The 24,458-nt window shown below is 56.4% G+C and carries 22 protein-coding genes, 2 pseudogenes and 1 other annotated feature; of the genes and pseudogenes, 16 read left to right on the forward strand and 8 right to left on the reverse strand.

Features of this window, described 5'->3' with window-relative positions:
- Window positions 1–9 precede the first annotated feature (9 nt).
- The 7 genes from PSQ19_RS05475 to PSQ19_RS05505 all read right to left on the reverse strand — a co-directional run bounded on the left by PSQ19_RS05475 (window position 10) and on the right by PSQ19_RS05505 (window position 6,578).
- Entirely contained in the window at window positions 10–705 is a 696-nt protein-coding gene (locus PSQ19_RS05475; RefSeq protein ID WP_282219933.1) for a GNVR domain-containing protein, read from the reverse strand.
- Complete coding sequence (locus tag PSQ19_RS05480) at window positions 683–1,345, reverse strand: GumC domain-containing protein (protein ID WP_282219934.1); 663 nt, start codon at window positions 1,343–1,345, stop codon at window positions 683–685. Before PSQ19_RS05480 ends, PSQ19_RS05475 begins: the two co-directional genes overlap by 23 nt.
- Complete coding sequence (locus tag PSQ19_RS05485; RefSeq protein ID WP_282219935.1) at window positions 1,293–1,844, reverse strand: Wzz/FepE/Etk N-terminal domain-containing protein; 552 nt, start codon at window positions 1,842–1,844, stop codon at window positions 1,293–1,295. Before PSQ19_RS05485 ends, PSQ19_RS05480 begins: the two co-directional genes overlap by 53 nt.
- 99 nt (window positions 1,845–1,943) lie before the next feature.
- The gene (locus tag PSQ19_RS05490; RefSeq protein ID WP_328517738.1) at window positions 1,944–2,780 is read right to left on the reverse strand and encodes a glycosyltransferase; all 837 of its coding nucleotides are present in this window, start codon (window positions 2,778–2,780) and stop codon (window positions 1,944–1,946) included.
- 9 nt (window positions 2,781–2,789) lie between these two features.
- On the reverse strand, window positions 2,790–3,791 hold the full coding sequence (locus tag PSQ19_RS05495) for a glycosyltransferase family 2 protein (protein WP_282219936.1): 1,002 nt from the start codon (window positions 3,789–3,791) through the stop codon (window positions 2,790–2,792).
- A complete protein-coding gene (locus PSQ19_RS05500) occupies window positions 3,788–4,441 on the reverse strand; it encodes a hypothetical protein (RefSeq protein WP_282219937.1) in 654 nt (217 codons plus the stop codon). Before PSQ19_RS05500 ends, PSQ19_RS05495 begins: the two co-directional genes overlap by 4 nt.
- 1,246 nt (window positions 4,442–5,687) lie before the next feature.
- The gene (locus tag PSQ19_RS05505) at window positions 5,688–6,578 is read right to left on the reverse strand and encodes a LysR family transcriptional regulator (RefSeq protein WP_282219938.1); all 891 of its coding nucleotides are present in this window, start codon (window positions 6,576–6,578) and stop codon (window positions 5,688–5,690) included.
- A gap of 113 nt (window positions 6,579–6,691) precedes the next feature.
- Here PSQ19_RS05505 and PSQ19_RS05510 point away from each other — a divergent pair, with 113 nt between their 5' ends.
- The 8 genes and pseudogenes from PSQ19_RS05510 (at window position 6,692) to PSQ19_RS05545 (ending at window position 15,774) form a co-directional block, all read left to right on the forward strand.
- Window positions 6,692–8,242 carry a sulfatase gene (locus PSQ19_RS05510; RefSeq protein ID WP_282219939.1) on the forward strand — a complete coding sequence of 517 codons (1,551 nt, stop codon included), beginning with the start codon at window positions 6,692–6,694 and terminating at the stop codon, window positions 8,240–8,242.
- 59 nt (window positions 8,243–8,301) lie between these two features.
- Window positions 8,302–8,784, forward strand: a complete 483-nt coding sequence (locus PSQ19_RS05515) for a tripartite tricarboxylate transporter substrate-binding protein (RefSeq protein ID WP_282219940.1) — start codon at window positions 8,302–8,304, stop codon at window positions 8,782–8,784.
- On the forward strand, window positions 8,750–9,277 hold the full coding sequence (locus PSQ19_RS05520; RefSeq protein WP_282219941.1) for a tripartite tricarboxylate transporter substrate-binding protein: 528 nt from the start codon (window positions 8,750–8,752) through the stop codon (window positions 9,275–9,277). The genes PSQ19_RS05515 and PSQ19_RS05520 overlap by 35 nt, the downstream gene beginning before the upstream one ends.
- 25 nt (window positions 9,278–9,302) lie before the next feature.
- Window positions 9,303–9,791, forward strand: a complete 489-nt coding sequence (locus PSQ19_RS05525; protein ID WP_282219942.1) for a tripartite tricarboxylate transporter TctB family protein — start codon at window positions 9,303–9,305, stop codon at window positions 9,789–9,791.
- Window positions 9,792–9,801: 10 nt separating this feature from the next.
- Window positions 9,802–11,307: a tripartite tricarboxylate transporter permease gene (locus tag PSQ19_RS05530; RefSeq protein WP_282219943.1), complete on the forward strand. Its 1,506-nt coding sequence runs from the start codon at window positions 9,802–9,804 to the stop codon at window positions 11,305–11,307.
- Between the two features lie 91 nt (window positions 11,308–11,398).
- A pseudogene (locus PSQ19_RS05535) lies at window positions 11,399–12,845 on the forward strand (sulfatase-like hydrolase/transferase).
- A gap of 126 nt (window positions 12,846–12,971) precedes the next feature.
- Window positions 12,972–14,375, forward strand: coding sequence for a sulfatase family protein (locus tag PSQ19_RS05540; protein WP_282219944.1), 1,404 nt, complete (start codon window positions 12,972–12,974; stop codon window positions 14,373–14,375).
- A gap of 167 nt (window positions 14,376–14,542) precedes the next feature.
- Window positions 14,543–15,774, forward strand: a pseudogene (locus tag PSQ19_RS05545) (IS3 family transposase).
- Window positions 14,830–14,946, forward strand: a sequence feature (AL1L pseudoknot). It overlaps the preceding pseudogene by 117 nt.
- Window positions 15,775–16,285: 511 nt before the next feature.
- Here the strand turns inward: PSQ19_RS05545 and PSQ19_RS05550 are convergent.
- Entirely contained in the window at window positions 16,286–16,960 is a 675-nt protein-coding gene (locus PSQ19_RS05550; RefSeq protein ID WP_282219945.1) for a GntR family transcriptional regulator, read from the reverse strand.
- A 188-nt stretch (window positions 16,961–17,148) separates the two neighbouring features.
- On the opposite strand from PSQ19_RS05550, the gene PSQ19_RS05555 reads away from it, so the two are divergent.
- The 8 genes from PSQ19_RS05555 (at window position 17,149) to PSQ19_RS05590 (ending at window position 24,456) form a co-directional block, all read left to right on the forward strand.
- Entirely contained in the window at window positions 17,149–18,093 is a 945-nt protein-coding gene (locus PSQ19_RS05555; protein ID WP_282219946.1) for a ketopantoate reductase family protein, read from the forward strand.
- A complete protein-coding gene (locus PSQ19_RS05560; RefSeq protein ID WP_282219947.1) occupies window positions 18,090–19,610 on the forward strand; it encodes a sugar ABC transporter ATP-binding protein in 1,521 nt (506 codons plus the stop codon). Before PSQ19_RS05555 ends, PSQ19_RS05560 begins: the two co-directional genes overlap by 4 nt.
- Window positions 19,607–20,638, forward strand: coding sequence for an ABC transporter permease (locus PSQ19_RS05565; protein WP_282219948.1), 1,032 nt, complete (start codon window positions 19,607–19,609; stop codon window positions 20,636–20,638). Before PSQ19_RS05560 ends, PSQ19_RS05565 begins: the two co-directional genes overlap by 4 nt.
- 50 nt (window positions 20,639–20,688) lie before the next feature.
- Entirely contained in the window at window positions 20,689–21,681 is a 993-nt protein-coding gene (locus PSQ19_RS05570) for a substrate-binding domain-containing protein (RefSeq protein ID WP_282219949.1), read from the forward strand.
- A 77-nt stretch (window positions 21,682–21,758) separates the two neighbouring features.
- A complete protein-coding gene (locus PSQ19_RS05575; protein ID WP_282219950.1) occupies window positions 21,759–22,568 on the forward strand; it encodes an MBL fold metallo-hydrolase in 810 nt (269 codons plus the stop codon).
- 40 nt (window positions 22,569–22,608) lie between these two features.
- Complete coding sequence (locus PSQ19_RS05580) at window positions 22,609–23,067, forward strand: alcohol dehydrogenase catalytic domain-containing protein (RefSeq protein ID WP_282219951.1); 459 nt, start codon at window positions 22,609–22,611, stop codon at window positions 23,065–23,067.
- Window positions 22,979–23,602 (forward strand): zinc-binding dehydrogenase, encoded by a 624-nt coding sequence (locus PSQ19_RS05585; RefSeq protein ID WP_282219952.1) that lies wholly within the window; start codon window positions 22,979–22,981, stop codon window positions 23,600–23,602. The genes PSQ19_RS05580 and PSQ19_RS05585 overlap by 89 nt, the downstream gene beginning before the upstream one ends.
- Complete coding sequence (locus PSQ19_RS05590) at window positions 23,599–24,456, forward strand: fumarylacetoacetate hydrolase family protein (RefSeq protein WP_282219953.1); 858 nt, start codon at window positions 23,599–23,601, stop codon at window positions 24,454–24,456. Before PSQ19_RS05585 ends, PSQ19_RS05590 begins: the two co-directional genes overlap by 4 nt.
- Window positions 24,457–24,458: the final 2 nt, after the last annotated feature.

The raw sequence follows: 24,458 nt of genomic DNA on the forward strand, positions 1-24,458 counted from the left end.
AGTCCCAAATCAGACTCGCTGCCGATGAGCCTGCGTGGTGCCGGGTTGGCGCAGATCCGCGTCAACTAGTAAGACTTTACTGCCACCGGTAACAAACATTTCCGCGAACGACACCGCGAACGTTGATTTACCTTCGTCGGGGAGTACAGACACCACCCCCACGACGTGCCCGCCATCCTTGCGCGTCGAGCGTAGTGCCAGCTTGCACGACTTTAGTGTTTCAAGAAGCGGCGCGCTCGGGAAATGCCCTGCCCGCCCCGCAATCTGGTTTCGCAAGAAGCGATGAACAACGGTTGAGTGTTGGTTATGATCACGCTTTGATCGTCCGAGATTCAAAAGTGGTAGATAGCCCAGAAAACGAAGTCCGAGCTCGTTGTTGACCTGGGCACCGGTCCGAAATGCTCGTTCGCGCATCTCGTTGAACGCACTGAACGCCAGTCCCATAAGCAGGCCCGCCAGCAACGCCCCAGCTAACACTACCATTGTGCGGGGTTTGGAAGGACCGTCTGGAAAGAGGGCTTCGGTGATCACCCTCACTGCAGGGATTGGAAACGATTGCCGTTGAATCGATTCCTCATAGCGGCCGAGGAACGAATTGTAGAGGATGCCCAGTGCCGTTGAGCGCTGCTGCAATTCGCTCAGTTTTACCTGCGATTGATTGACGTCGTCGGCGGCCCTACCCTCATTGTCGATGTCGCGCCGCAATCCGACTTCTTGCTGCTGGGCGATGTTGAGCCTCCGTCAGATATTGCTCATTGAGGCCTTGCAATTGTGCGAAAATCTGACTGTTTAGCGCCGACATCTCGGCGTTGAGCGCGACCAACTGTGGATGGTCCGATCCATAGGTGTTCGTCACCTGCGCAATGCGGCTAACCAAAATGGCGTGTTGGGTGCGCAGCGTGGATATTTCGGTATTGGCACTTTCCGAACCTGCTAGCAGAGCTACATTTTGCGCGGCGGCTTCAGGCCCGGCGGCGATCACCGCCTGAAGCTGGTTCGACAGGGCGCGGATACGCGCTGAGGCAGCCTGGGCCTCAGCAAGTTTGCTTGACAGCGCCTCGACCCGATTATTGCTTAAGTTACGGTCCTGATCGACAGAAATTCCGCTATCCTGGCGAAATTGCTGGATCGCCTGGTTGGCCTGGCGCTGGCTTTCGCCAATCTCAGTCAATCGCTGCTGCAACCAATCTGCGGCGGCCTTGGTCGCTTCGACGTCGGCATTCAACTGGTCCTGAACAACGGCACTGGCATAGGCGCGTGCCAGTCTTTGAGCGAGTTCGGGCGATGAGGCCTCATAGCTTACCCGAATGATGGAGCCTACGCCCCATCCGATCAACCTGGACATTGGAGCGCAACATGCCGACGACCTGATCAAGAGTTGCCTGTGGTGGCGCCGCAGTCCCAGGCTGTCCCTGCCCCATCAGCGTCGAAAAAGGGCCAAAAAACAGTCCCTTCAATCGCCCGGTGAACGACACGGGTGGGTTCAAAAATTCGACGTCGGTTGTCAAATTTTCTGCCTTTGCCACCGCAGTGGCAATCCGGCTCGACCGCAGCACTTCAATCTGGTTGAGTACTTGGGATTCCAGCTCGACGCCACTTACCGGCACCGAAGTGCCATCGACCACCTGCTCCAGATTCTTGTCGATCAGGATTTGGCCGGCGGAGACGTAGTTGCGCGGCGCCAATGTCAAATACAATATACCCAGCGTCACGGCGATGGCCAAGCACAGCGAGATGACGCGGACCTGTCGGCGTAATAGCGAAAAAATACGGTCGAGATCGATGGATTTGATGTCCGATTGTTGCGGCGCCATCGATTCTGGGTACTGGCTTCGTTCAAGCATGATTCGCCTCCGCGGCGTCGGATGGAGCAGTTTGATTTGCGGGGTTAGCGCGCGGCAGGATCGCCATAGTGTGCGGCTTGCGGCATACCCAAAATGCCGCTAACTGCGCCCAGATGAAGCGTGGCGCGCAGTAGGTTCTTGCGCCAGGCAATGGGCGAAAATGCGGTCATACCGGTCATGGCCAAACAATAGGCTCGCTTTGGAGATTGCAACTGCAATGGCCGGCAGGCGCGCACCGCCCAGCAGCTTGCCGTGGGTCTGTCCCATACGCAGGCGCCGACGAATAAGCCAAGGCAGCCCGGCGCGATTTGCCGGTACCGGCTCATAGACCAGCGCGTCAGGTGCCTGCACGATTGTGCCGCCCAGAGCGTTGAGCCGGTGGAAATAGTCAGTGTCCTCGCCGCCCGACTGTCCAAACGCCAAGTCGAAGCGCAGTGCCACGAACGGCCCCGCACGTCGGATCAGGACATTGCAGGTATAGCCGGTGCGGATCGCGCCATTGACGATTACGGGCAGTGTTGAATGAAAGTCGCCCTTAACCATCCAGTCCGGCGTTGCAGGGTCGTAGACGGCACGAACTGGCCCCAAGACGGCATCTGCACCGGTCTCACGGCCCTCAGCCAGCAGTGCGGACAACCATTTTGGCGACACGGTTTCATCATCGTCAATGAAGGCGACATAATCGGCGTCCGCCGCGTCAAGGCAGGCATTGCGGGCAATGCAGATATTAGCCGCAGGAGCATGGACATAAATTATCGGCCAGGGAAAGTCCGCTCGCGTCGTAGCAACAAGATCCTGCGCAGAAGGCACAGTATCATTGTCTGCAATGACAACACGCAATTTGACCTGATCAATTTTCAGCGCGGCAAGCGAGCGCAAGGTCTCGGCCAGAAACGGTCGACGAAAGGTACAAATGCAGATGTCGACAGATACCATTGAAACCTCCTAGGCCAGACCGTTTCGGGAGGTCGCCGTGCGCGCGAGATGCATCCAGAAGCCTGAGGACCAGGCGAAATGCATAATCATCGCCGCGACGCCTACCAGCGGGGCCTGCATCATTGGCAATCCGTAGTCCTTGGCGTGCTGTTGTGCTGCAACGGCACCAAGTCCAAGGCAGGCTAGGCTCCACGCAACCATTGGAATGAGGAAACTCCAATGAACAATGGACAGCCCCGCCAACAACACAGCCGGCAGAATTGCGAGCGGCATCATCTGGCGTAGTCGCGGCTTCATGCGGTGCTTGAGAATATTGCGGGCGCGGCCGCCGCCATAGCCGAAGTACTGCCGGAACAGACCCGATGCCGTAGAGCGCGGGAAATAAGTCATGCCTGTCCCGTCTGTCAACCAAACGCGGTAACCAGCTTCGCCGAGTCGAAAATCGAGTTCGGCATCCTCGTTGAACCGGAAACTCTCATCATATCCCCCGACTGCAAGAAAAGCCGAAATGCGCATCAGTGCGTGGTGTCCGTGGTCAACCTGTTGGGCGATTTTGCCAGTGCGATGCGCGGAACCGCCCGTTCCCACGAGAGAATTCTGGGCCGTCGCTACGGCTCGTTGAAAGGTACCCTGACCCACAGTCGTCATTGGAACCACAATGCTATCCATATCGAGCAACTCGGCTTGGGTGACCAGCACGCGGCAATAATCGGCGGGGTATTTGCCATGGGCATCGATGCGGATCACAAAATCGGTGTCTGCGCCGAATTGGTTCACAGCCAGATTCATTGCTGCGCTCTGGATCCGTTTGGGATTATGAATCAATGACAAGCGCAAATTATGGGTCGCGATTTCGGCCGCTATCGCTTGCGTACCATCGGCGCTGCCGCCATCGGCGACGACGACTTGGGCATCCATCGCCAACGCTTCAACCAGCAAATGCTCCAGCAACGGCCCGACATGGCTTGCCTCATTTAGCGTGGGGACGACAATTAAACAGGTGGGGCTCATGCTGCATCCGTCATTGGGTGAGTTGGGACGACAAGTTCGGCAAGTTTTTCAACGAGGGTCCGGCATTCGTCGGCAGCGACGGCAAAATGACTGGGCTGGAGCGTTTGGACCGCTCCAGCCAATTTGGCGAGCCGCTCTTGAGCCAGGTCGCCAAGCACGGTGCGCAAGGTCTGCGGTTCGATGTCGGGAAGGACGATGCCAATGCCGAGTCGCTCGATGAATGCCGCCGTCTCCGTGCCGGCCAATGCCACCGGGATCGCACCATGCAGACACCCTTCGTAAAGTCGATTGGGTAAAAGCCACATTGAGTTTTGACCGGCCTCGAAAAAGTCGATGGCCCAGACCAGGTGCACCCCTTGGTAGATCGCCACCAGATCATCAGGATTGCGATAGCCACCCTCAAATCGCATATACGATCTGGCGTCGACCTCGCGATGGAAGTCGTCGAATTCGGTGACGGCCGGTCGACCGCGCAATACCACTTCGATGCCACCGTCCATTGCATCCGATAATTGGCCGAGCGCCTTGAGCGAACGGGCACAGCGTAGCGCTCCGAACCAGCCGATGCGCAGCGGACCTTGCTCAGGATTTGGAACAAGAGCAGGATTTTGGCCGCGAGCCTGTGCCGTCCCAAAGTACCTTGTTTTCAACGATCTCGGCCGCGGGACCGCCGTAAATGTCGAAATAGTTGCGCAAAAAGCAGGAGAACTGGTGAGCAGGAGCGACGCCTGACGTCGCCAGCGCCGCTCAGCGCCACGCATGGCCCAACCAACTGCATCCTGACGCAGCATCAAACGGTGGATGTCGAGGCATTCGTAAACAATCGGTGGTTGGTTGCACCAAAACCGGCGCAATCGAACAGCCAACGACAGCATTTCCAGATTGCGGGCAATTATCAAAGAAGGTGGGGCCATTCGGGCTGCCCACGTTTGAACCGAACTTCTCGCGCGAGCCGTAGCCACCAATCGCTGCAGGAAGCGGGCATCATATGTCTCATCGAGTTCTAGGTAAGTTTGAACATCCAGATCAGGCATGTCGGTGCCTGCGCGACGGAAGCCGGCCACATCGACCTCAGCACCTCCAAGGCGCAACATGGCTATCCGCCGCGCTACAGCGGTATCTGCCAGATTGGGAACGAGATACAGAACGTTTAGCAACGGCTCGTCTCCTGTCGCAAGCGGTGGCCTGACTTTCGATGGTTAGGTGCGTTGCTCGCAATCTCTCGCGAACGCTGCCCGGCCCCGGGCTTTACAACGGATCAAAGTCCGTCCTTCTGGAGCAGTCACATCAACTCTTGCGGTAGTAGGAACCGACGGAGCCTTGATGGTCAATGCGGGCTTGCGGGCAGCAGAACTGCGGCCGACGCATGCCTAAAAAATGGCTCAATCCTAGTAATTGATCGCGTGCCTCCCCTATCTCAGGGGCAAAAGCGGCGTGCGTGTGGCGGCACCTCAATTCGCGCAATTTAGCCGTGTCTGCCAAACTGGCGGCGAACCAAAATTGCGGCGCGAAATTTGCGGATATTGGTAAAAATTTCGACGAGCCTACTTGCTAAATTGCCATCGTCATAGGGTTGGCGTTTCGCATCGTTCGCGTCCTGCAAATCATGTGAAGGGAGATTATCACGATGGACCCCACGCCGTTTGCGGAAATGATCGTGAACACTGATGGTTCGATTCTTTGCAGATTATACAGCGGCATTGCGCTGCACAGCCTGTTCGATCCCGCGGTAATCCCCTCGTTTTAGCGGAGCCTGTGCGGTAGAATTTACGCTGCAACTTCTAGTTGCTGGGGAGCCGAGGCGCCAAACACGGTCAAATCCCGTCGGGCGAATTAAACTCGTGCATAATCTGCAACCGCATTAACGGTGCTGACATCGGATATTGGGCTCAGGCGTTACAAGACAATTCGTGCCTTGATAATCTCTTTGACTCTACGACCAATTTCAAAATCCATCATGCTCTTGCGATACCAAAGGCCGCCCGAGAATTTTTGGACCGCAGGCAATCCCGGCAACACCAGCACGTCAAATTTACTCGTCAAACCTTCCAGATTTCTTGGCACGTTCATCAACGAATTACCGTTCGCGACGATCAAGATGCCAGACAGCCAACTGTCGGTGACGACGCTCGGCGCCGGTGGCCGCAACCCTTCCCTGGCAAAGAATGCGTCAAGGCTATAGACATAATGCCGGTTTGGCTCGAAACTAACCCAGTCACACGCGATAAGATCTTGTAGGGAAATATTTTGACTGCGCCTTAAAGGATGATCCTTTCGGCACATGATGACGGTTTCCACATTGGTCAGTGTTTCCTTCTCAATATTTTCGTCGGAACTCTCAATATCTGTGCCGCAGATCGCGAAATCCAATTTTCCTGCCGATAGATTATCGACAAGAATTTCTTTCACATGAACCTGGGCTTCCAATACGGTTTTTGGAAAGTGTGTTCGAATGTCGTCGATAATACCTTGCAAATAGGCGACGTTCCAGTTTGGACCCGCCCCGAGCCTTAGCGTTTTTGACAGCCCGCCCTTGGCCTCCGTCGCGTGCCATCGCAGGTAGCGATACTCCGCCTCAATGGCCTTGGCCCGGTCATACACCTGGCGGCCAACTTCGGTGGGCATCACACCGCGCGCCGTGCGCATGAGCAGCGTGACACCCAGCTGGCTTTCAATCCGCCTAATGCATTTCGATACCGCCGGTTGCGAGAGCCCAAGCCGTTTTGCCGCCAATGTAACGCTGGTACTCTCAACAACGACGACAAAGTTTCTCAGGTCGTCATACATCCAAGCCATTCCTTCCAGTTATGATTCGACACCCGTTGGAATTTTAAATCATTTCGAATTGCGTCCATTGTGGCAACCGAAATGGCAAACATTGATCATCAGGGGCGAAATCATTGAAGACGGTGTTTGTGCTTTTCGATTCGCTCAACCGATTGGCATTGGGCGCCTATGGTGGCTCGGTTCCTACCCCCAACTATGATCGATTTGCCGCGCGCGGTGCAGTCTTTGACCGCCACTATGCGGGCAGCCTGCCGTGCATGCCGGCGCGACGAGACATGCATACGGGGCGACTGAATTTCATGCACCGGAGTTGGGGGCCGCTTGAGCCCTTCGACAATTCCTTGCCGCGCGAACTGAGCAAGGCGGGCATCTACAGTCACCTGATCACCGATCATTTGCACTATTTTGAGGACGGTGGCAGCGGCTACGTCAACGCGTTCGATAGCTGGGAGTTTATCCGCGGGCAGGAATATGATGCGACGGACATTCATGTACGGCCCCCTGTTGCCCATTTCGAAGAGCACTTCGCCGCCGACCACTATCCAACGCGTTCCCTTGCGGCCGACAAGACCGCAACCCGGTTCAATGTCGATGCAATGGAATTCAAGCGATCGCGGCACATGATCTCGACGATGTCGATGAAGGATGAGCGCGACTACCCGCTCAGCCGATGCTTCCAATCCGCGTTTCGGTTTCTGGACAACAACCACACCGCAAACGATTGGTTTTTGCAACTTGAATGCTTTGACCCGCACGAACCGTTTGACGCGCCAGCGCGCTTCAGGGACGCGTTTCCAACAGCGTATGTCGGCAAGACAAGGGATTGGCCCCATTACCAGAAGGTAACCGATTCAGACCCGGAAATCGCCGAAAACCGCAGCAATTACGCCGCGCTCCTTACCATGTGCGACGCCTATTTTGGACAACTTCTAGACTATTTTGACGCGCACGATCTGTGGAAGGACACCTGCCTTATCCTCTCGACCGACCACGGATTTTTGCTGTCCGAGCACAATTGGTGGGGCAAGAACTGCATGCCGGCCTATGAAGAAATCAGTCATATCCCGCTGATCATTCATATTCCTAACGGCACGGCAAACGGCAAACACATTCCGGCCCTGAGCCAGACAACGGACCTGATGCCAACCATACTTGAGATGGCTGGGATAGCCATTCCCCCTGAGACGACCGGCCATTCACTTTTGCCACTGATGCAAGGCCAGCAGGATGGGGTGCGCGATGTCGCGGTTTTCGGGGTTTTCGGCGGCCCGCTGGGCGTAACCGATGGACGCTACACCTATTACCTGCCCGCCGACGCCGACAGTCCTCTGGACATGTACACACTCATGCCAGCGCATCTGCGAAAGCCTTTCGATATTGATGAACTAGCTGGTGCCACACAGGTTCAATCGTTCGACTTTACCAAGGGCGTGCCCCTGCTCAAAGTCAGACTAACCCCGACAAACAGCCAGACCGGTGCCGATGGACTTGACACCGCTGACGCTGAAACCATGCTTTTTGATCTCGATAACGACCCCGGACAAATGCACCCGGTTCGCCATGAAGAGATCGAACAACGGCTTCTGGCAAGGGCAAGTCGAGAATTTCGACGCCATGATACGCCCGAAGAATTCTACGAGCGATACAATCTGGAGACCGCTTGAAATCGCCGCGGTTTGAATGGCCGCGGCATCAACTAACAATGAACTACTGGGAGGATGGAATGAAGAACATACTAATTGCCGCGATGGCAGCAATCATCTTTAGTGCCGGAAGCGTGTCCGCATTCGCCGCCGATTACCCGGAAAAGCCAGTTCGGGTAATATTCCCCAACAATGCTGGTGGCGGCTACCACACCATGTTGCTGGCCATGCAACCCTATCTGAAAGATGCGTTGCCGGTGCCCATGGTGGTTCAGGCGATGCCGGGCGCCGGCACTGTTACCGGAGACCGGTTTGTCGCCGAGCAGCCGGCAGATGGCTATACGCTGCTGTTTATCCACGAGGCGGTTTTGCAGGCTGGCGCCATGGGAACGCTTGGGTTCCCGACGCTTGAAAAACTTCAACCAATTGCCGAAGTGGCGAAAAGTTGCCCGGCGACCTACGCGCGGGCAGACGCCCCCTACTCCAATCTCGATGAGCCTTGCCGCCTATGGAAAAGACAACCCAGATATGGTTCGCGCCGGCGCGAATATCGGGGCCCTTAGTCACGTGGAGATGCTGGCACTTGGCCAGGCGCTGGACTTTGCGCCTCGAATTGTCTCTGCCGGCGGGGGTAGCGGGGTCCGTCAGGCCATTCTCTCGGGTGACGTCGATATCGGCGATCAGAACCCTTCAGCGGTTGCCTCACTGGTAAAGGACGGCCAACTCAAGGCACTCGCCTATTACGGCAGTTCGCGCAGTTCATATCTTCCCGACACGCCCACCATGGCTGAGCAAGGGTATGACACACCCAGCGCCATGTGCAATTCAGGCTATTTCTGGATTCGGCGCGACACCCCCCAGGAGATCAAGGACTACTGGACCAACTTGCTCGAGACCCAATTGATGGCGCCAGAAACCAAAGCCCAATTGGAAGAAACTTTGGGGGTAGAAATTCTCTTTGTCGGCGGTGACGACATGGATGCGCTGGCCGACAAAATATGGAAAGAACGGGTAGATATCGTTGATACTTTCGGGTTGAAAGTAGAGACGAACTAGAGAAATACAGCTCGGGTATGGCAATATGCGAAAATCTATAGTTGATATCGCGGCAGGTTTACTATTTCTGATTTTGTCGATCGGGCTATATTTTAGGGCCCTGCAGATCCATAACCCGGGCTTTGATCCCCTCGGACCGGCATTCATGCCAGAATTTGCACTCATCCTGATTGCGGGGTGCTCGCTCCTGCTAATGGCACAGGGCCTGCTGGCCCTGCGACACCCGGCGCCGCCCGGCGCATTGGAGGCCGGACAGCCAACGCGCCTTAAGACGCGTATCCTGGACATGCTCCGTCCATTCGGTGCAATTTTGCTTTTGGCGCTCTACATATCAATGATTTCGATAAAACTGGCGTCATTTGAAGTTTTGACATTGGTGTATTTTATCGCAACGGGCCTGCTTATTGGCGCGAGAGGCAATATCTCGATATCCATTCTTTTCGTCGCGTCTATTTTGACTTCATTTTCCGTCGGCTATGTTTTCAAGAACTTGCTCTACGTGAATTTACCATGAGATTTGGATCATGCTGACACCGTTCCTGGATTCCTTGAGCTATCTGTCGCAACCTTCCTCCATCGGTTGGGTTCTGCTTGGCACATTCCTCGGCATGATTTTCGGGGCCATCCCAGGTCTCGGCGGTGGGATGCTGATGGCACTGATGTTGCCAATCACCTTCACGATGTTTCACCTGGACGCTCAGATCTTCTTGATCAGCATCTACGTCGGTGGGGTAAGCGGCGCCCTGGTATCTGCGGTTCTGCTCGGCATTCCCGGCGCCCCTTCGGCCGTGATGACGGCGCTCGACGGCTATGAAATGTGCAAGCAGGGGCGCGCCGCTGAAGCACTGTCACTCGGCATCATGGGATCGTTCGTCGGTGGCATGATCTCGTGGGTGGTCCTGGTCGCCCTGTCGATTCCTCTGGCCTTTGTCGCGTCCAAATTTCGAAATTTTGACTATTTTGCCTTTGTGATGCTCGGCCTCATTCTCATCGCCTTCACCGGCGGCGGCAATCCGATCAAGTCCCTGATGTCGGGGCTGTTGGGCATTTTCGTTTCGATGGTGGGTTTTGACAGCGTGTCGGCAAGTAGTCGCTTCACCTTCGGGTTCCACTCGGTGGCGTCAGGCTTTAGCATCTTGCCGGTGCTCATCGGGGTATTTGCGCTACGTCAGATGCTGAGCGATATCGGCTCGACCCATACCGGCAAGCCTCAGCAACATGCCGCGATTACAGACATTGTACGCCATCTGTTTCGGGTGTTCAGATATCCGCTGAATATCATTCGCTCATCCCTGATTGGATCATGGATCGGCATACTACCCGGCATCGGCGCGAATATCGGTGCGGTCATCAGCTATTCGGTCGCCCAGACGTTTTCGCGCAATAAGGAAAAATTCGGTCACGGCTCGGAAGAAGGCGTTGTAGCGTCCGAGACCGGCAACAATGCCACCGTGGGTGGCGCGCTGGTCCCGCTGATTTCACTCGGCATTCCCGGTTCGGGCCAGGACGTGATTCTGATGGCGGCGCTTATTCTTCATCAGGTCGAACCGGGCCCCCTATTGGCCCTTGAACACCCCACGGTTTTTTACGGGATCATATCGGCCTATCTGTTCGCCAATATCGCGATGCTGATCCTGATGGTCGTGTCGATCCCGATGCTCACCCGTGTCATCAGTGCCCCACTCTACGTGCTGGCGCCCGTGGTACTGATGTTTTGTGTTGTGGGTGTCGTTGCAACAAACAACCGTATCGAAGATGCATGGATAATGTTCGCATTTGGCTTGTTCGGGTTCCTGATGAGCTATCTGCGGTTTCCACTCTCACCCTTTGTTATCGGATTTGTACTTGGCCCCCTCGCCGAGGAGCGGATTCGGGCGGCGTTGATGAGTTCAAACGGTGACTTCACACCGCTATTTACGCGGCCGGTTTCAGGCACGGCGATTGCCGCCTGTGTGGCATTTGCGCTGTGGCCACTCGGAAAGGCGCTCTACCAGGCGCTGCGTCGGGCACGATCCAAGCCTGCCGAATAGCCTATGACCAGACAGACAAGAAAGACTGGATAGAGCAATGGTCCAACCCAATATTCTGTTCATATTGAGCGACGAACACAATTTTCGATTCATGGGGCATACGCCCGACGGATTGGGCGGCGAGAAGGTTTCGACGCCGAATCTGGATCATCTTGCGAGCCAGGCCGCAGTGTTCGAGAACACCTATTGCCCCGTGCCGCTTTGTGTTCCCTCGCGCATTGCCATGATGACGGGTTTGGAGGCGCAGCAATCGGGTGCCATCAACAATTACTCGATCCTGGACCCCGAGTCTCGACACCTTGCCCAAAATGCTTGCCCGACTTGGCTATGAAACAGCATTGGTTGGCAAAATGCACTTCGGTGGCAATCTTCAGTTTCACGGCTTCCAGCATCGGCCATACGGCGACTTGATGGGAACCGCCTCGCACCAATATGAGGATAAGCTTTGGGAGCGTCAGTCGGCGGCACAGAGCCGACATGACAATGGGCTGGATGCCGAACCAAATATCGGTGACAATCTGCGCGCCCGAACCGAAATTGTTGGGCGTACAAAGATCCCCGAATCGCTGATATGCGACAATATCATCGCCGATGAGACCATCGCGCTTTTGCGCAATCATGTGAAAAAAACGCCGGATCGTCCCTGGTTCACCTGCGCATCATTCAGTCGTCCACATTATCCATTGACGTCGCCATTGCGCTTCAACGACGCCTACTCAAACGAGACAATCAGCAAACCCTATGTGCCCGCCAGCGGCGCCTCCTATGATCATCCCGTCAGCGACCTTATTCGAAAAGGCTGGTCAATTTCGGAAATAGGTGCCGAGGAGAATATGCGCGCCCGCGCAGCCTATTTTGCCTGTGTCAGCTATTTTGACGAAATCGTCGGCGATCTGTTGCTGCGCCTCGATAAATCGGGACTGCTCGAAAATACCATAATCGTCTACGCCAGCGATCATGGCGAAATGGCCGGCGAACTCGGTACCTGGTGGAAGAGCGGCTGGTACGAGGGCTGCTGCCGCGTGCCGATGATGATCTCGCTGCCTGAGCACCGCACCGGCGCCCTGCCGGCGGCGACCATCACGACGCCAGTATCGACGCTGGACCTTGTCCCGACATTTACCGCAATGGGCGGTGGAACGCCGAATGCGGGGCTGACCGGGACGGATTTGACCGCCGCCATAGGCGGGGCGACAGTCCTGCCAGACCGCCGCATTTGTTGTGACCACATCAACGCGCGATGGGGAGCTGGTACCGAGTTTAGGGTCGTGCGGTGGCGCAACTGGAAATATGTTGGATTTCGCGGCTATGACGATCTGCTTTTCGATCTCGACAGCGATCCTTACGAGAGCGTGAATATGATTGGGGCCGCCCCCCGCGATGTGGAAGAATATCTCCGCGCCAAGGCGTGTGATGATGTCGATTACGACTATATCGACGGGCCTCTCATGGCGCGGCAGGCACAATTGAAGGCCACTTATCCGCTCAACAAGGGATTGGCCATGCCAAATCAGTTCCTGCTGCCCGGGGGCTGCTGATCGAAGCCGATACCACGCTATATGAACCCCATATACTGACCGACGATCCCGGCACATTCTTCGGCGATTGGCCGAAACGCTGACCGGCTGCGCAGCTGACCATTGGCCTTTGGAAGATATTGAGCAATGAGACCCAATATACTGCTGTTTTTTCCTGACCAGTTGCGCCCCGATTGGGTCGGTCCTGCCAATATTGGCGGGGCAATAACCCCGGCAATAGACAGGTTGATGGCGCATGGAACGACCTTTCGCAATGCGATTTGCCCGTCCCCGATCTGCGCCCCGTCACGGGCGTGTCTGGCGACGGGGTACGAGTTCGATCGAAGTTCCGTACCGGATAATCGCTATAGCGTCGGTCTGGACGAGCCAAATTTTTACCGGCAACTCGCGGCCGCAGGATACGCCGTATTGACCTGCGGCAAGGCTGATCTGTTGAAGGGTGATTTTGGCTGGGGACAGGATGGGCAGCACGACGACAATGGGCAATCCCGCCTCAAAGCCCTGGGATTTACCGGCGGCCTCGACAGCGGCGGCAAGCATGCCGTCATTGTTGCGCACGATCGAGGCAAGGCCGAGCCCTATTTGCATTTCCTGCAGGAACGTGGCCTTGCATCGGCCCATGTTGAAGACTTCGCGGCCCGCACAAAGAAGCCGGGGGATGCGGCACCGGGCGCCACCTACCTCAATACCGATCCGACCCCCTTACCCGATGATGCCTATCAGGACGGCTGGATCGGGCGGTGCGGCCATGATCTGATCGAAAATGCCTGTGATCAGACGGCGCCATGGTTCCTGCAAGTCAATTTTGCCGGCCCCCACGAACCGATGGATATTACCCGCACGATGGCCGCGAGCGTTGCTGACCGGCGCCCACCCATGCCCGCAATGTGGAACGGCGAGGACGCCGCAGTGCATACCGCGATACGCCGTTGCTACACGGCCATGGTTGAAAATATTGACCGCATCCTGGGCACTTATGTCGACTTGCTTGAAAGCAAGAACCAGCTCGACAACACCATAATCATCTTTGCGAGCGATCATGGCGAGATGCTGGGCGATTGCGGGCTATGGGAGAAATCGCTCCCACATCAAAAATCAATCGGCGTGCCACTAATTTTTATGGGTCCGGGGATTGAGAAGGCACGGGCATCAGACGGTCCCGCATCGATTATCGATCTCCATGCGACCATTCTTGAACTCGCTGAGGCTGATGTACTGGCCGGGGTCGACAGCAGATCAATGTGCGCAACCCTTGCCGACGCGTCGATAAGATATCGCGATATCGTTTTTTCCGGACTTGGCAAGTGGCGGATAGCATTCGACGGGCGCTACAAACTGGTATCTGGCTATGTCCACGCCGAAAGTCGCAATCAGTTTGAAGATCCCGCCATCGATCCCAAAACCCTGTCCCATGCGCGGTTGATCGACACACACAATGACCAATGCGAAACCAGTGATGTGTCCGCGCTCTATCCTGCCATAGCCGCGCGTTTACTCGGGGCACTGAAGCACAACATCATGCGGTCTTGACATCTGCTGTGGTTCAAGACGGCTATCAGGATGGCGGTTTGGCGGGTGCAAGTTGTCCATGCCCCAGCCAAAACAACCGACAGGGACTCCATCACGCTGGATAGAAGTTGGGGGCATGAATCGCCCCGAGTTTGTCGGAGACATCAACTTAAGTAAGGATGGTGGTTATGACGAAAAGCAAAATGGCAAATCGCTACTCGCCCGAGGTCCGCGCACGAGCGGTCAGGATGGTGTTTGAGCATCAAGGCTCATACGAAACGCAGGCGGGCGCGATTGCGGCCATTGCACCGAAGATCGGCTGTATTCCCCAGACCCTGCGCGAATGGGTCAAGCAGGCCGAGAAAGACAGCGGTATGCGCGACGGTGTCACGACCGAGGAACGGGATCGGATCAAGGCCCTGGAACGTGAGGTCCGCGAGTTGCGCCAGGCGAATGAGATCCTGCGCAAGGCGTCAGCTTATTTTGCGCAGGCGGAACTCGACCGCCCACTGAAGCGATGATCGCCTTCATTGAAGATCAGCGCGCTGTTTACGGCGTCGAGTCGATCTGCAGAGTCCTGCCGATCGCGCCGTCAACATATTATCATCGTCTGGCGTGCGAAGCCGATCCCTCCAAAGCCTCCGCACGGCATCGGCGTGACATGGAGTTGCGTCCGGAGGTCAAACGGATCTGGGATGAAAACTATCAGGTCTATGGGGTCCGGCGTGGCATCAGCTAAAGCGGGAAGGCTATACGCTGGCGCGCTGCACGGTGGAGCGCTTGATGAAACAGATCGGCATCCGTGGTGCCGTGCGTGGAAAGGTGGTCAAGACGACGGTCCCTGACACGTCAGCGCCCTGTCCGCGTGACAAGGTAAACCGCGTGTTCCGGGCGCCTGCACCGAACCTGCTCTGGGTCAGCGATTTTACCTATGTGTCCACGTGGCAAGGCTTCATCTATGTGGCCTTTGTCATCGACACATTCGCTGATCGCATCGTCGGATGGCGGGTCTCACGATCGGCCAAAACTGACTTTGTTCTCGATGCTCTCGAGCAGGCCCTGCATGATCGACGGCCGGTCCAAAAGAGCGGATTGGTTCACCACTCGGATCGCGGCGGGCAATATTTGTCCATTCGATACACCGAGCGTTTGGCCGAAGCAGGCATCGAACCATCGGTCGGCAGCGTCGGGGACTCGTATGATAACGCCCTCGCTGAGACGATTAACGGTCTCTACAAAACCGAGCCTGGTCCACCGCCAGGGTCCATGGCGCAACATGCAAGATCTGGAAATGGCCACCCTCGGATGGGTCGATTGGTTCAACCACAGACGCCTGCTTGGCCCCATCGGAAACATCCCGCCAGCAGAGGCTGAAGAGAACTTCTATGCACAGCGCGACGTGCTCGATATGGTCGCGTGAAATGAAGCTAAAGGTCTCCGGTGAAACCGGGACGATTCAAACATCCTCAAACAGCGCAAAAGGATCAAACGCCAGTCCATCCCGCATCGGCGCTCGCAACACCACAAACTCGCCGCCTAATTTCAACCCAAAGACGAGCCAAACACTCAACTAATCTACGATCCAAGCTGAGCCAAATCATCTGACGACGAACACACTGAACTTCACACGAAGTAGGTAACAATCTTTGAAACCGCAGCAACAGCCCTTAGAGTTGAAGGCCAGACGTTGTATCGAATACTCAGTGGCAAAGTTGATGTGGATATCAAGGTCAAACTGGGCGACTGGCAGCGCTATTACAACATCCACAAACTCATTTGTGCCGACGGCGTTAGGACATCTTTCGAAGCTCTCGATGCAAAGCTATAGTCAGCGCTTCAAATCTCTATCGAACACCCCCACCTTACGCCGGCACTAAGGCTTATCTGCCTCAGGCGTACCATAGCGGCGCCAGAATGCGACCCATCCTGCTTCAAGATGTTGCCGCATTGCTAGGCTCGGCGGCGTCGGCGTCTCGGGCGGCGACAGCTTCGTAGATGCGGACATGGGCCTCGTGGCTGGCGGTATCTTCACCAGGTTCAATCAGCGCGATACGACGCTGTTCGAGCAACCACGTGGACATTGCGTCATGTAAAGCCAGAAAAGCCTGATTATGCATCATAGTTGCCAACACGTAGTGAAAGGCAACGTCAGTGCGAATGAAGTCTTCGACATTGCCGACAGCGCGCCGGTTGTCATCGAGCGCATCCGCGAACGCCTGCACTTCCTGGTCAGTTGCGTCGGTTGCGGCATTCCTCACCAAACCAACTTCCATAAACAGTCTGACACGCTGCAATTGTCGCTGACCCTCCGCCCCCGAAAGTATTTGCTGCACGGCGGGTGTCAGGCCGGTGACGATCCCCTGCACCGTCGGCATTGCCACCCGGGCGGGTGCACCATTGCTGATTTCAAGCAACCCAACGCGCTGCAATGTTATCAGCGCCTCGCGAATGGCGGGTCTGCCAACACCGAACATTTCCTGTAAGTCCCGTTCCGGTGGTAGCCGGTCGCCTGGCTTGAACTTGCCAGCAAGAATTTCCTGCTCGAGATGGGCGGCGACCTGCTCGAACAGCTTGCGCCGATTGATCACTACGGGGTCATTCAACATATTTTCAACCTATCATACCATCATACTTGACAACACGCATACACCACTATAGCGTTTGATCATCGTCAATTCAAGGCGTACCGAGCCATTGGACGCGAAGGGGGAAGTGAATTGTACGCTATGGTTGTTAATCCTCGTCATTGGGATCGAATTACCGGTTGTCGAACATCAGTTCGCGAGGACCGGTCATGAAAATTGCAGTTTTAGGTGGTGGCGGCGCCATGGGCGGCCTATTCGGCGGCATGTTGGCGCACGCCGGTAACGATGTCAGCTTAATTGATGTATCGCGTCCAGCATTGGACGCCATCAACGCCAGTGGGCTTGCGATCGAAGAAAAGGACGGCACGGTTCTCACCTCGCAGGCAAGAGCGACAGACGATGCGAGTACAGTTGGCCAAGTCGACCTAATCGTTAATTTTGTAAAATGCTATCACACCGAAGCTGCCATTCATGCCGCGCGGCCAATGATCGGCTCCGATACGATGGTGCTGTCGTTGCAAAACGGCTGGGGAAACGCAGCGCGCATTGCCGGTATCATTGGCGAGCACGCCCTCTTAGTGGGGCTAACTTATCATTCCGCCAACTTGGCAAAGCCGGGTCATATCAATCACCCGGGCGTCGGGGTGACACATATAGGCGAACTTGACGGCACTCTCAGCCCCCGCTTGGAGCGTCTGGCCGCGACCTTCGAAGATGCGGGCTTCGAGGTCGCACCGTCGACGCGCATTGTCGATGAAGTCTGGAAAAAGCTTGCACTCAATGTGTGCACACTGCCGCCGGCGGGCCTGCTGCGTTTTCACGCCGATGAACTTGTTGAACACGATGGCACGATGGCGCTCATGCGCGGCCTACTGGACGAAACTGTCGCCGTCGCTTCCGCGCAAGGCATTTCGCTTGATGGCGAGGAGCGCTGGGCGGCCATTACAGGACTGCTGGCGCGTGCCATCGGTGCCAAGGCGTCGATGCTGCAAGATGTCGAAGCCGAACGGCGGACTGAGATTGACGTCATCAACGGCGCCATCGTCGCCGCCGGCAAAGTCCACGGCGTGGCCACCCCTCTCAACGATACAATGGTGTGGCTTATTAAAAGTCTTGAAGAAGCCTACCTCGGCAAAGCCAGGCAGGCCAAATGACTAAAGCGACCACAACGCGTCTTAAGGTGTCGGGCTGTTCCAAGGGATTTCCTGGCGTGCAGGCCCTGACCGAAGTTTCGCTGACGGTAGGTGCTGGCGAAATCCATGCTCTGCTCGGTGAAAATGGCGCCGGAAAATCGACGTTGGGGAAGATCATTGCTGGCGTCTATCATTGGGATGCCGGCGCCATTGAGTTTGATGGTATAGCGCTCGACCGCCTCGATGAAACATCGGCCGGGGCACTTGGTATCGGTATCGTTCACCAGGAAGGCTCTCTTGTCGGTCAACTATCAATTGCCGAAAATATCTTCGCTGGGCGCCAACCCATAGGTCGCTTTAACGTCGTTGATCGGCGGGAAATGGTGCGGCGCACTCGCGAATTGCTAAATCAACTTGGGGTGTCACTCGACCCCTGGACCCCGGTGCGAGCGCTTTCGACGGCGCAGGCACAAATTGTTGAAATTGCCAAAGCGCTGTCACGTGATCTCAAGCTGTTGATCCTGGACGAACCGACCTCGGCGCTGACGCTGACGGAAACAGCGCGCCTGTTCGATTTGGTGCGCGGCCTTAAGGCTAGCGGCGTTTCCATTATTTATGTGTCGCACCGGCTCTCAGAGATATTTGAACTGTGCGACCGCGTCACGGTGCTGAAAGACGGCCAGGTTACAGGGAGGCGGCTTTTGGCGGAGACCAATCAAGATGAACTGATCCGGTTGATGGTAGGTCGGGACGTGCACTTTGCAAGAGAAAGCAACCTGGCGCCGGGAGAACTGGTGCTGGAGGTCAACTCGGTGGCTGCGGCGCCGTTTGTACGTAATGCCAGCTTTTCCGTCCGGCGCGGTGAGATCGTTTGTCTTGCCGGTCTGGTAGGGTCGGGACGTTCAGAAGTTTGCGAAACCATATTTGGCACCCGTCGCCATGAACGGGGTGAGATTCGGTTGCATGGTACCCGTATGCGGTTCGAGGGGCCATGGGATGCCATGGCTGCTGGCGTTGGCATGGTTCCCGAAGATCGAAAGACCGCGGGGTTGTTTCTAGCCAAAAGTCTGGCGGAAAACATCACTATCGCTGTGCTGTCGAAAGTCTCACCAGGCGGTGTAATCTCGGATCGCGCCATTGCATCATATGCTGATCGCTACGTAAAAGAACTCAACATCGCGACTCCCGACATCTTGCAATTGGTCGGCAATTTGTCCGGCGGCAATCAGCAAAAGGTCTTGCTAGCCAAATGGCTAGCACCGGAACCCGATCTGTTGATTGTCGACGAGCCGACGCGTGGTGTCGATGTCGGCGCGCGCGCCGAAATTTATCGCCTGTTGCGGGCACTCAGGGCCAAGGGCTTTGCACTGCTGGTCGTGTCGTCCGACCTGACTGAAGTTCTGACCCTGGCCGACAGGATCGTGGTGATGGCCGACGGCCGAACAGTCGGAGAACTGCCGGGTGATGTGGCCGATGAGGAATCCGTCCTCAGGCTGGCCACCCAACATACATCAATCCAATCTGCGGGTGCCGCATGACCGAGACAGCAATCACCAAACCAAATCCTGAAACCGAACGTCAACCGGCATCGACCGAGATCACTAAACAAGCATGGCCAATAAGATTTTTGTGGAAGTTGGCGGACTCCCGGGAGTTGACGCTGGTGATCCTGATTGCCCTTCTGGTGGTGGTGATGACGGTCGTCTATCCCAACAACTTTCCCACGCGCTACAATTTTTCGGCAGTGATGCTGAACGCGGCGCAGAACAGCATTCTGGTCGCTGGGATGATGTTGCTGATGATCGGCGGCACATTCGATCTGTCGATTGGTTCGGCGCTGGCATTGTCGGGCGTTGTCGCCGGTGTGGTAGTGGCATGGTGGGGGCTACCGGCGGAAGCCGGCCTCCTGGCCGGGATTGCTGCCGGTGCCTTCTGTGGCCTGATCAACGGCGTTATCGTGACGCGCATCAATATTAACGCTCTCATCGCGACGCTGGCAACCATGGCGATATTTCGGGGCGCCACCCAGCTTGTGTCGGGCACGGGCGTTACCCCGATCGGGGATGGCTTCAAAGCCTATGGCCAGGCCAGTTTCCTAGGCATGCAGTCGCCTTTCTGGTTTGCGCTCTTCGTTGTGGCAGCCGGTTGGTGGCTGGTGGCGCGGACGCGCTATTTTCGCCAGTTCTATTTCATCGGCGGCAACGCACATGCCGCTCAATTGTCGGGCATCCGCGTGGCGCGGATAACCTTGACCGGTTTTATCATCATGGGTGCGCTCGCCGGCCTCGCCGGTGTGCTGGGTTCGGCTCGGCTAAATTCCGCCGTGGTGTCGGCGGGGATTGGCGTCGAACTATCCGTTATCACGGCGGCAGTTCTGGGCGGCGCAAGCCTTCGAGGTGGGGAAGGATCGGTTCTCGGCGGTGTGCTCGGCGTGCTGTTGATCGCCTTGGTTCAAAACGCGCTGATCATCAACGGCGTCGGTGTGTACTGGCAAAATATTATTGTCGGCTTGGTCCTGCTCTTTGCAGTGTCGCTGGACCGGTTCAAGCAGACTCACAGAAGCTGATGCGGCAGCTTGTAACCGCAAAAATGGGAGGAATTACAATGAATTGTCTAATGAAAATTGCTATGGCCGGTATGGTGTCGGCCCTCGCATTAACGGCCACCGCAGTCATGGCAGAAGAAACCAGCTTCGGACCGGACAATGCGACCGAGACCTACTACTGGATATCGCAAAACGCGACGCTGCCGCTATTCGTCCGCACCGACTATCGCGGCATGAAGCAGGCAGCCGAGCAACTTGGCGTAAAAATCAGGATCGCTGGGCCAACTACGATCGATCTACCTGGATTCATTGCCACAATCGATCAAGTCTGCGCGCAAAATCCGGCAGGCGTGTCGGTAGTGGGTTGGGACCCGTCGCTTGCCGCTTCTGTTGACAAGTGTATCGAAATGGGCGTGCCGACGGTTGTTGACGACGCCGATTTGCCGAATTCCAAGCGCCTGACCTTCATCGGTACCGATTGGACGACTATCGGCGAGGAACAGGCCAAGGCGATGATCAAGGCTTTGCCTGATGGCGGCAAGATCGCGACGATGTCCATCATCAACGCAGCCAATACCGTCCATGCCCTGCAAGGCTTCAACGAAACGATAAAGGCTGCTGGCGACAAATATCAGGTCGTTGCCAGCGAAGACGACGGCGGTGATGCACAAAAGGCGGCACAAGTGACTGCTGCTCTGATTGCGGCGCACCCGGATATTGCCGGACTGGCCGGATTCGATTCTGAATCGGGTGCCGGAATTGTCACGGCACTAGGCGAGGCTGGACTATCGGGCAAGGTGGTGGTCACCGCGATGGAGCAGACCCCAGAGTTCTTCAATACGCTCAAGGACGGATCGGTTAATGCGATCATCGTGCAGAACCGGGAGCTGTTCACCTATTACGCATTCAAATCGCTCTACGATTTCCATCACAATGGTCTGACAACCAACGGGCTCAAGGGCTTTGAGGGTAAACCGATCCCGGTCAACATCAATACCGGCGTGCTGGTCATGACCAAGGATAATATCGGTGCCATGCAAGATGCCGTCGCGGCCGCGGAATAGTTGACAAGTCTCGACAGGGGACTACTCGGCCCCCTGTCATCATTCAGCTGCATGCTGTGCCAAAGTTGGAGACCGCCATGACCCTCGCCAATGCTACTCGTATCCGCTTCTTGGGCGTGGCTGCCTATGAAATCATTACTCGCAGCGGTAAGCGCCTGCTACTTGATCCCTTTCTGGACGACAATCCTGCGAGTCCGGTCAAACATGACAGTTTCGACCAGGTGGACCTTGTGATCGTCAGTCACGCCGCCATTGATCACCTAGGCGATACTGAAAAGATCGTCAGGAAATACAATTGCCCGGTCATTTGCGGCGGTGAGGTCAAAGCCTATCTCAAAGCCAGGGGCATTGAGGGCGACCAAATTCGGGCGACTACATGGGGTATTCGCGTAGAAGTGGCCGGCATTGAGGTGCAACCGCTCGAATGCCACCATTGGTCACAGATCGTTATGCCTGACGGAACCTACGCCTCCGGACTGCCAATGGCTTTCATAGTTTATGCCGACGAGGGTGTTCGGTTTTATCACTACGGCGATACCGCGATTTTTTCGGACCTGAAACTCCATGCCGAACTTTATCGGCCTACGATTGGCTGCATCGGTATTGCCAATCCGCACGAAGTCGCTGCCCGTTTCCCGATGCCCGGCAAAATGCTGACAGCAGAGATGTCTCCGTACGAGGGCGCACTTGCCGCGGAGTGGCTCGGCCTCGAAACTGTATTGCCATGTCATTATCTCGACGCAAGCGATCCCGATGTGGTGGCCTTTGAGCAACATCTTTCCGAACTGGCAGCCGCAGGGCGTCGGGTGCCGCGTTCTGTGGTCCTGAACGCTGGCGATAGCATCGACGTGCCAGCGGGCGGCGGTGCGGTGCAACTTGCCTCGTGAGGAGAAACTAATATGCATTCCGCAATTTTCGGCTCACCCCATGAGGCTCCACTTTGAGACACGCGCGATACCGCAACCGGGGCATGGCGAAGCACTTGTCGAAGTTAAGGCCGCAGGCGTGTGCGCCGGTGACTTATATATCTACAAAGGCAATAATCCATACGTAGTCTATCCGCGGGTCGGTGGCCATGAAATCGCCGGGGTCGTTTCAGCACTTGGTCCGGGTGCTTCGGGTCACCCAATCGGGCAGCGCGTTGTTGTCGAACCGTTCATCGGCTGCGGCAAATGCTATGCGTGTCGGGTTGGCAAGTCCAATTGCTGCTCTAACCTGCAGATCATCGGCATTCATCGTGATGGTGGTTTTGCCGATTATGTCGTCGCGCCAATCGACCGACTGCACCCAATTCCCGATGGGCTCACTGACTTTCAAGCGAGCCTTTGCCGAGCCTGTCGCGATCGGTGTGCAGTCGTGTCGGCGTGGTGCGGTCACGGGCAATGATAGTGTTCTCGTGCTTGGTGCGGGACCGATCGGCCTTGCAATCCTAGAAGTCGCCCGGGCTCGAGGTGCTATGGTCTATGTCACGGATGTCGACCCGAAGCGTCTTTTGACCGCCGCCCATCTTGGAGCGCAAACGCTCGATGCCGGCCCAGGCCTGCTAGAAAATGTCATGAAACTTACCAATGGCGAAGGCATGCCGGTTGTCATGGAGGCGACGGGCAACGCCAAAGTGATGGAATCCACCACCGATCTGGTCGCCGCCGGCGGGCGCGTCGTGATTGTTGGCATTGTGCCGGCTGGCACATCGATCTCGTTCCCCGGCCTGGATTTAACCCGCAAGGAAATGTCCATCGTGGGATCGCGCGCCAGCGTTGATTGCTTTTCTGAAAGTCTTGAACTTCTCGCCAGCGGCGCCATTCGCTATCCCGAGATCGCCAGCCGGTTCGAGCCCGAGCAAGCCGTCGCCGTGTTCGACCGCCTAGTTGAGCCGAACCACGGATTGCACAAGGTAGTTTTCACCAGGGAGTCAAAATGAAATTCGTTACATTTAGCGCCAACGGCGTCCAACATGTTGGCGCGCTCGACGGCACGCAGGTCGTTGATCTAACCGCCGCCGGGATCGCCGATACGATGTTGTCGTTGATCGTGGGCGGTGACGCTATGCTCGCCAAAGCCCGTTCGGCTGTCGCTGGACCCGGGCCGCGGCTGGACTTGGCAAAGGTTCAGTTGAAGGCGCCGGTCAAGCCGGGAAAGGTGCTATGCTCCGGTTTCAACTATCTCAGCCACCTCAATGAAAACCCGACGGCCGTCAAACCGGATTACCCCCTGTTCTTCGCCAAGGTCTCAACCGCCATCGCAGGACCAGAGGACGAAATCGAGGCGCCCAAGGCAACCGAGCAGTTGGATTATGAAGTAGAGTTTTCGGTAGTCATCGGCAAGCGCCTGACGCGTCCATCGGAGGCCGAAGTGATGCCCGCGATTTTTGGCTATACCTTACTGAATGACGTCTCTGCCCGTGATGTGCAGTTCGACAACAACCAGATCACGACCGGCAAGAATTTTGATCGTTTTGCGCCGATCGGGCCGTGCATTGTCACCACCGATGAGATGCCCAATCCGGACAGCGTCACGCTCAAAACACGCCTTAACGGACGCACGCTTCAGGACGGCAATACCAATGAATGGTTATTCTCACTGCCGCGGCTTGTGTCGTATCTCGCCGGTATCATGACGCTCGAGCCCGGCGACATCGTAACGACCGGAACACCGGCCGGCGTTGGGTATTTCCAAAAGCCACAGGTCTACATGAAGCCCGGTGACGTCATCGAGATCGAGGCAGAGGGCATTGGTGTACTTCGCAATCGAATCGTGGCGCAAGGAGCACTCTGAGC

It is taken from the genome of Devosia algicola (assembly GCF_028816455.1).
GTDB lineage: Bacteria > Pseudomonadota > Alphaproteobacteria > Rhizobiales > Devosiaceae > Devosia > Devosia algicola.

Excerpts from the sequence above, each read along its gene's own strand:
- PSQ19_RS05480 (WP_282219934.1), bottom strand. The coding sequence starts at position 1,345 with ATGTCCAGGTTGATCGGATGGGGCGTAGGCTCCATCATTCGGGTAAGC.
- PSQ19_RS05485 (WP_282219935.1), bottom strand. The coding sequence starts at position 1,844 with ATGCTTGAACGAAGCCAGTACCCAGAATCGATGGCGCCGCAACAATCG.
- PSQ19_RS05490 (WP_328517738.1), bottom strand. The coding sequence starts at position 2,780 with ATGGTATCTGTCGACATCTGCATTTGTACCTTTCGTCGACCGTTTCTG.
- PSQ19_RS05495 (WP_282219936.1), bottom strand. The coding sequence starts at position 3,791 with ATGAGCCCCACCTGTTTAATTGTCGTCCCCACGCTAAATGAGGCAAGC.
- PSQ19_RS05505 (WP_282219938.1), bottom strand. The coding sequence starts at position 6,578 with ATGTATGACGACCTGAGAAACTTTGTCGTCGTTGTTGAGAGTACCAGC.
- PSQ19_RS05515 (WP_282219940.1), top strand. The coding sequence starts at position 8,302 with ATGAAGAACATACTAATTGCCGCGATGGCAGCAATCATCTTTAGTGCC.
- PSQ19_RS05520 (WP_282219941.1), top strand. The coding sequence starts at position 8,750 with ATGGTTCGCGCCGGCGCGAATATCGGGGCCCTTAGTCACGTGGAGATG.
- PSQ19_RS05525 (WP_282219942.1), top strand. The coding sequence starts at position 9,303 with ATGCGAAAATCTATAGTTGATATCGCGGCAGGTTTACTATTTCTGATT.
- PSQ19_RS05530 (WP_282219943.1), top strand. The coding sequence starts at position 9,802 with ATGCTGACACCGTTCCTGGATTCCTTGAGCTATCTGTCGCAACCTTCC.
- PSQ19_RS05540 (WP_282219944.1), top strand. The coding sequence starts at position 12,972 with ATGAGACCCAATATACTGCTGTTTTTTCCTGACCAGTTGCGCCCCGAT.
- PSQ19_RS05550 (WP_282219945.1), bottom strand. The coding sequence starts at position 16,960 with ATGTTGAATGACCCCGTAGTGATCAATCGGCGCAAGCTGTTCGAGCAG.
- PSQ19_RS05555 (WP_282219946.1), top strand. The coding sequence starts at position 17,149 with ATGAAAATTGCAGTTTTAGGTGGTGGCGGCGCCATGGGCGGCCTATTC.
- PSQ19_RS05560 (WP_282219947.1), top strand. The coding sequence starts at position 18,090 with ATGACTAAAGCGACCACAACGCGTCTTAAGGTGTCGGGCTGTTCCAAG.
- PSQ19_RS05565 (WP_282219948.1), top strand. The coding sequence starts at position 19,607 with ATGACCGAGACAGCAATCACCAAACCAAATCCTGAAACCGAACGTCAA.
- PSQ19_RS05570 (WP_282219949.1), top strand. The coding sequence starts at position 20,689 with ATGAAAATTGCTATGGCCGGTATGGTGTCGGCCCTCGCATTAACGGCC.
- PSQ19_RS05575 (WP_282219950.1), top strand. The coding sequence starts at position 21,759 with ATGACCCTCGCCAATGCTACTCGTATCCGCTTCTTGGGCGTGGCTGCC.
- PSQ19_RS05580 (WP_282219951.1), top strand. The coding sequence starts at position 22,609 with ATGAGGCTCCACTTTGAGACACGCGCGATACCGCAACCGGGGCATGGC.
- PSQ19_RS05585 (WP_282219952.1), top strand. The coding sequence starts at position 22,979 with ATGGGCTCACTGACTTTCAAGCGAGCCTTTGCCGAGCCTGTCGCGATC.
- PSQ19_RS05590 (WP_282219953.1), top strand. The coding sequence starts at position 23,599 with ATGAAATTCGTTACATTTAGCGCCAACGGCGTCCAACATGTTGGCGCG.